The 5,640-nt window shown below is 62.5% G+C and carries 5 protein-coding genes; 4 read left to right on the plus strand and 1 reads right to left on the minus strand.

The annotated features are described in order from the left end of the window. A partial coding sequence (locus tag ABJF10_RS28850) for a hypothetical protein (RefSeq protein WP_348548061.1) occupies positions 1-691 on the minus strand: 691 nt, incomplete at its 3' end. A gap of 188 nt (positions 692-879) precedes the next feature. Between ABJF10_RS28850 and ABJF10_RS28855 the strand changes: the two genes are divergently transcribed. From ABJF10_RS28855 to ABJF10_RS28870, 4 genes are all read left to right on the plus strand, one after another. Then, on the plus strand, positions 880-2,181 hold the full coding sequence (locus ABJF10_RS28855) for a hypothetical protein (RefSeq protein ID WP_348548062.1): 1,302 nt from the start codon (positions 880-882) through the stop codon (positions 2,179-2,181). Between the two features lie 78 nt (positions 2,182-2,259). Continuing rightward, the gene (locus ABJF10_RS28860; RefSeq protein WP_348548063.1) at positions 2,260-3,975 is read left to right on the plus strand and encodes a hypothetical protein; all 1,716 of its coding nucleotides are present in this window, start codon (positions 2,260-2,262) and stop codon (positions 3,973-3,975) included. A gap of 62 nt (positions 3,976-4,037) precedes the next feature. Beyond that, positions 4,038-5,009: a hypothetical protein gene (locus ABJF10_RS28865; protein ID WP_348548064.1), complete on the plus strand. Its 972-nt coding sequence runs from the start codon at positions 4,038-4,040 to the stop codon at positions 5,007-5,009. 204 nt (positions 5,010-5,213) lie between these two features. Next, positions 5,214-5,528, plus strand: a complete 315-nt coding sequence (locus ABJF10_RS28870; RefSeq protein ID WP_348548065.1) for an RNA-binding protein — start codon at positions 5,214-5,216, stop codon at positions 5,526-5,528. The last annotated feature ends 112 nt before the right edge of the window (positions 5,529-5,640 follow it).

Below are 5,640 nucleotides of genomic sequence, written 5' to 3' on the forward strand. Positions count from 1 at the left end.
CGGCGCCGGTCAAGTCCCAGACGATCTTCCCGCCCGAATCCACTTCGTCCACGCGCATGCCGCGCGTTTGCGTCACGAGCGTATGCCCATCGGGCAGGCGAATGGCGGTGAAGGGCGAACACTCTTTTGGCGTCGCCGGGCTGGGGTATTCCCACACGATCTTTCCCGCAGGCGTGTACTCACGCACCACCTTCTCCATCACCTGCGGCACGAGGTAATTGCCATTCGCCAGTTGGCGCGTCATGCGCGTCTGCATGTGCGCATTGACGGGCTGCGCTTGGAGCGGCATCTCAGCCACGATCTTTCCGCTACGGTCCACTTCGAGCACGCGTGGATTCGGTCCCGCTTCCGTGAGCAGGATGCGCCCATTCGGCAACGCTTGCGCCGTGTTCACCTCGACCTGCGTTCCCTTGTATTCCAAGACGACCTGATTCTCACGCGTGACCTCCACCGCCGCGCCGCCGGGATAGTCCTTGTTCTTCGACACCGCGAGCAGCACATGCCCATTCGGCAGCACAAAACCATCGCGCGTCGCCGCTGGATATTTCCAAAGCACCTCCCCCTGGTCGCTCAGGATCGCTGTCTCCACTCCCGCGACGAATACCGAATGGGTGATCCCGACGGGCGAATCCGCCGAAGCAGAAATCACCGTGAAAATACCCAGCCCGAAAACAAGGGGGAGAATGCGCATACGCCGAGCCTGCTCTGCGGGCGCGCATTTGTCAGCCGGAGAGACACGTTCGACGCGGCAGCCCGAGATCCCCGACTGTTACTTTTTGTGTGGCAGATTTTATGCATTTTATGTAAACAAAAGCCCCGTTCCCTTTGTGGTCAGTCGTCATCGGAATACCGAACGTTTCCCAGCCCCAGACTCCTCCTATGAATCTCCAATCGCTCGCCCGTGCCTTCACCTCCAATCTCGGCGCCATCGCCGTCAGCCCGGCGGAACAGACCGCCCTCGCCGCCGAGGGTATCACCGAGCCGACCTCGCAACGCTACGTGCTGTGGCGCCGCGCCACGGTGCTCATGGTCGTCATCTTCACCGCGCTCAGCGCCTTGGTTTCCACCTACAGCACCTTCACCGAAGACGATCAGCCGGGGCTGATGGAGACCTTCACCGAGACCGCTCTCCAGAAACTGGAAGCCATCTCGCCCGCGGCGGCGAACCTCATCACGCCCGGCGGCGAAAAGGCCGCCCCCGCGGACGAGAAAGCCGAGAAGACCGACAAGGCGGAACCAGCGGAGAAAGCGGAAAAGGATGACAGGGACGAGAAAGGCGGGAAAGACGAGGAAGAAGAACAGCTCAAGGCCATGGGCAAGATCGCCGACGGCCTGGGTCTCCTGGCGCTCTACGCTCTGCCGATTGCCGCGCTGATCGTCCTCTTTCTCGGTAACCGTTTCCGGCTGGCGTTTCGCGTGATGGTGATCGCCTTCGCCTTCAGCTTTTTCGCGCCGATGCTGTTCGCCCTCTGCCCGTGGAGCTGGTGGGGAGTGGCCGAGCAGAATGTCTCCGCCGCGAGCAATCCCGTGCTCTTTCTCAAGGACCAGGCCGAAGGCGTCATGGAGGCAGTGGGCATCCTCGCCGGACTGCTGCCCTCGGTGCTCTCGCTCATTCCCGGGTTGCAGCGCGCCTGCTTGCGGATCAAAACCTTGCTGCCGCAGGCCCTGCTCCCGGGGTGGTTCATCGTCGTCGCCTCGCCGCTCTACGGTTTGTTCCTCCTCGTCGTCGTCGTGGCCGTTGATCAATTCACCAGCCATCCGGCCATCCTCATCCCCCTCGCCCTGCTCTCCGCGGCGTCGCTGACCTACGCCATTTGCGGGGATGCCTTCACCCGGCCCTTGTTGTGCGAGGCCGATTACCGCCGGATCCGCGGCGTGCAGCGCATCGTGGGCCTCATGACAATGCTGGCGGGCGTCATTCTCGTTGTCTTCCTCGCCACGCGCGACGTCTTCGGCGTCCACCTCGTGGGGCTGGATTCCAAGACCTCGCTCATGCGCCCGATCGAGCTGATCGAGTTCCTCATGGAAGTGCTCGGCCGCTCCATGTTCGTCTCCGCCCTCGGGGCCGAATTCATCATGCGCATGAACCTCAGCTCCTGGCGCCAAAGCCGCGACCTCGCCGCCTCGGAAACCGTAAGCGGTTACGATGGCGCCATGGAAGGCCTGCAGAAGATCGCGTAACAGCTTCGTAACCGCCCGCAAATTTTTGCATTTGCGGCGTTGTCAGGAACCGCAGCGCCCTGCAAGGGTGCGCGCGCCATGGAACTTGCGCTCATTGACGCCATCGGTCCGTTTTTCCGCGGCTATTCGCGGCGCGTCATCAACTGGTCGAAGATCCCCTTCCCGCATCTCGCCACCTGCGGGCCGGATCGCGAGCGGCAATGGACGGAGATTCGCGCGGAGCTTGCCGTGTTTGCCGGCAAGGTGCGGACGCTGGGCTTCAATGCGGCTTCGCTCGACGACGTCGCGCACCTGAGCCTGCATCCGTGGTTCGAGCCGGAAGTGCGCGAACGCAACGCGATCTTGCGGGAAGAATTTCGGCTCTGCTTTGCGGTGCTGCGCGCGGCCGGGCTGCGCGTGTTTGTGACCAGTGATTTTCTCACCACCACCACGGCGGTCGATGCCCATCTGCGCGACCATCTGGGCGCGGCGGAGACCTGGTTCCGCGAGGTCGTGGCCGCATTTTTCGATGATTTCCCGGAGGTCGAGGGCGTGATCCTGCGCATCGGCGAGAGCGATGGTCTCGATGTCAGCGACCCGCTCCGCAGCCGTCTCTTCCTGCGCACGGCGGCGGAAGTCAATCGCCTGCTGCACTCGCTGCTCCCTATCTTCGAGCAGCGCGGGCGCAAGCTCATCTTCCGCACATGGACGGTCGGTGCGCATCTCGTGGGCGATCTCCTCTGGCATCGTGGCCGTCTGGCGCAGGCCCTCGCCGGCATCACCTCTCCCGCCTTCATTCTCTCGATGAAGTACGGCGAGTCGGATTTCTTCCGCTACCTGCCGCTCAATCGCCATTTCTTCCGCATCGACCTGCCGAAGATCATCGAGCTTCAGGCGCGGCGAGAGTACGAAGGCGCGGGCGAGTATCCCTCCTTCATCGGCTGGGATGTGGAGCGCTACGCGCGCGAGTTGCGCGAGGCACGCAACGTCGTCGGGTTCTCCGTCTGGTGCCAGACGGGCGGCTGGCACACCCTACGCCGCCGCGCCTTTCTCCAGCCGGAAGGCGTATGGATCGAGCTGAATGTTGTCGCCGCCATCCGCGTGCTGCGCGACGACCTGTCCGTGGAGGAAACGGTCGGAGAGTTCTTCGGCCCGGAGCGCGCCGCCGGTGCGCTGGAACTGTTGCGCCGCGCGGAAATCGTCATCCGCGAGCTCCTCTACATCGTGGAATTTGCCGAGCAAAAACTCTTCTTCCGTCGCGTGCGCATCCCCCCGCTGCTTCACGTTTATTGGGATTCCGTTTTCATTCACGATGCCGTCCGCCGCGTCATCGCGCACTTTGTGCACGACCCCGAGGAGGCGTTGCGCGAGGGCGAAGCGGCCTTTGCCAATTTCGACCGCATGCAAGTGCTGGCGCGCGAACTCGCCCTCCCCGAGGAGGACATCGTCTTCATGCGCGATACTTTCGAGATGATCCTCCTCGCGCGACGCTACTACCTGCTGCCGCCGGACCCCGCGCTCGAGCGCCAGATCAAGGCCGCGAAGAAAGCCTACAAGAAACGCTGGCCGCGTTCGCACCGGCAGCGCTACCGCATCCGCACTTCGCTCGAGGCCTCGCGCCTCGGCCGCCGCACCGTCTCGTGGCTGTCCCGGCTGCTCATCCGCCGCCAGCGCGGCTACCGCCACGTGCTGGACCGCGTCTTTACGCTGCACGTGCTCTCGTGGATCTATCGTCTCTTCCAGGTGCGCCATCGCAAAGCCATGCCGAAATTCATGCGCAAGACCGCCATGGGCGTGGACTCGCTCTTTCGCTGAGCCTTCACCCAAGCGAATAATTCCCGCTCGCGCCACGCACACCGCTCTGGCGAAGTGGGCCCATGCCTACAGCACCGCTCTTCTCCCTCGCAGCGTGGTACAGCTCCGAGCGGCGCTTTCACCCCTCATTGGATGTTGGGCGTTGGATGTTGGGTGTGGGATGTTCTGCCTTTCTTTTCTTCGCCGGCGGCCTCGCCACCGTCCGTGCCGAAGACGGCTGGCCCGAGGGCTACGTGCTCACCGACAATTCCCCCAATGGCCGCTACGGCGTGTTGCTCCCCTCCCGGTTGGTCGCGGATGCGCTCGAGGACGCCGATCTCAAGAACGCGCTGGTGGACCTGAAGACGCACCGCCATCTCGCCAATATCCGCAATGCGCATTATTTCCCGGGGCAAAACCACCACGACCTTCATGTCACGTGGGCGGCGGATTCCAAATGGTGTGTGGTCACCTACGACGGGCGCTACGGCTTCGACGCCATCACCTTCGTCGAGATCCGTGACGGCAAGTGCACCCAGACCGATCTCGGCCAGCACATCAAAAAGGCCCTCGATGCGGCCATCGCCCGGCAGGGCCACGGGGAAGACATGGGCGGAAGCGGCACCGCGTACCTCCGCTCGGGAGCACGCGGTCAACTGCTCGTCCGCGCCTATGCCTTCACGAATCCCAAGTCCCTCGAAGGTCAGCCCGACTACCGCTCCCTCTTCCAAGGCACCTTCGACCCCGCCACTGGCAAGTGGACCCGCTCAGAATCCCGCCCAATCCAAAACTGGGATCCCTTCGAGACGGCCTACAATACCTATCTCGATGAGACCCTCACCTTCCCCAAGGAAGCAGACCGGCTGGCGTGGTACGATAAGCGCCTCAACCAAGTCTACGAAGCCGTCCATATCGTCCTGCCCGCCGAGCGCTTCGCCGCGGTGAAGAAGCAACAGATCGCCTGGCTCAAGCAACTCGAGGCCCTCGACTCCATCGCCGCCAAATGCCAGTTCATGGGCGCCCGCATCCAGGAACTGCGCCAATTGATGTGGTAGCGATAGTTTGAGATATAATTTGCTTTCGGTCCCGTTCGCGTGTTTTTTCCCCGCATTACAAGTTTGGAACCCCTCTGGGTTTGGTAGATTGCTAGTTGTTCCGTGACGCGGGGTTTCCTCCGCTAACTCTTCAGTGGCAGTTTTGAGATCCGATTACCGGAAACAGCCACCGAAAGCTCCGCCTTGCAGTAAGAAAGAACAGTCATGTCCAGCAAACTCTACGTCGGCAATTTGTCGTTCGAAACCACCGAAATCGACCTCCAGGATACCTTCGCCGAAGCCGGCACCGTCTCCGAAGTCGCCCTCATGCAGGATAAATTCACGGGCAAAAGCCGTGGCTTCGCCTTCGTCACCATGTCCACGGCCGAAGAAGGCCAGAAGGCGATCAGCCTCTTCCACGGCAAGACCGTGCAAGGCCGCGCCCTCACGGTGAACGAAGCCCGTCCTCGTGAAGACCGCACCGGTGGTGGTCCTCGTCGCGAATTCAGCGGCGGCAACCGCCCTGACCGCCGCTACTAAGCCATCCAGGCGCCTCGCGCGCCTCTATTAGCTTTTCACAAACGCCCCGGCTTCCCGCCGGGGCGTTTTTGCTTTCCAGGCTGAATTGACATTCAGCCCCGACAATAAAACA

Origin of the sequence: Chthoniobacter sp., assembly GCF_040003245.1 — a bacterium.
Lineage (GTDB): Bacteria > Verrucomicrobiota > Verrucomicrobiia > Chthoniobacterales > Chthoniobacteraceae > Chthoniobacter.

Coding starts and splice junctions, on each gene's coding strand:
- ABJF10_RS28855 (WP_348548062.1), top strand. CDS start 880: ATGAATCTCCAATCGCTCGCCCGTGCCTTCACCTCCAATCTCGGCGCC.
- ABJF10_RS28860 (WP_348548063.1), top strand. CDS start 2,260: ATGGAACTTGCGCTCATTGACGCCATCGGTCCGTTTTTCCGCGGCTAT.
- ABJF10_RS28865 (WP_348548064.1), top strand. CDS start 4,038: ATGCCTACAGCACCGCTCTTCTCCCTCGCAGCGTGGTACAGCTCCGAG.
- ABJF10_RS28870 (WP_348548065.1), top strand. CDS start 5,214: ATGTCCAGCAAACTCTACGTCGGCAATTTGTCGTTCGAAACCACCGAA.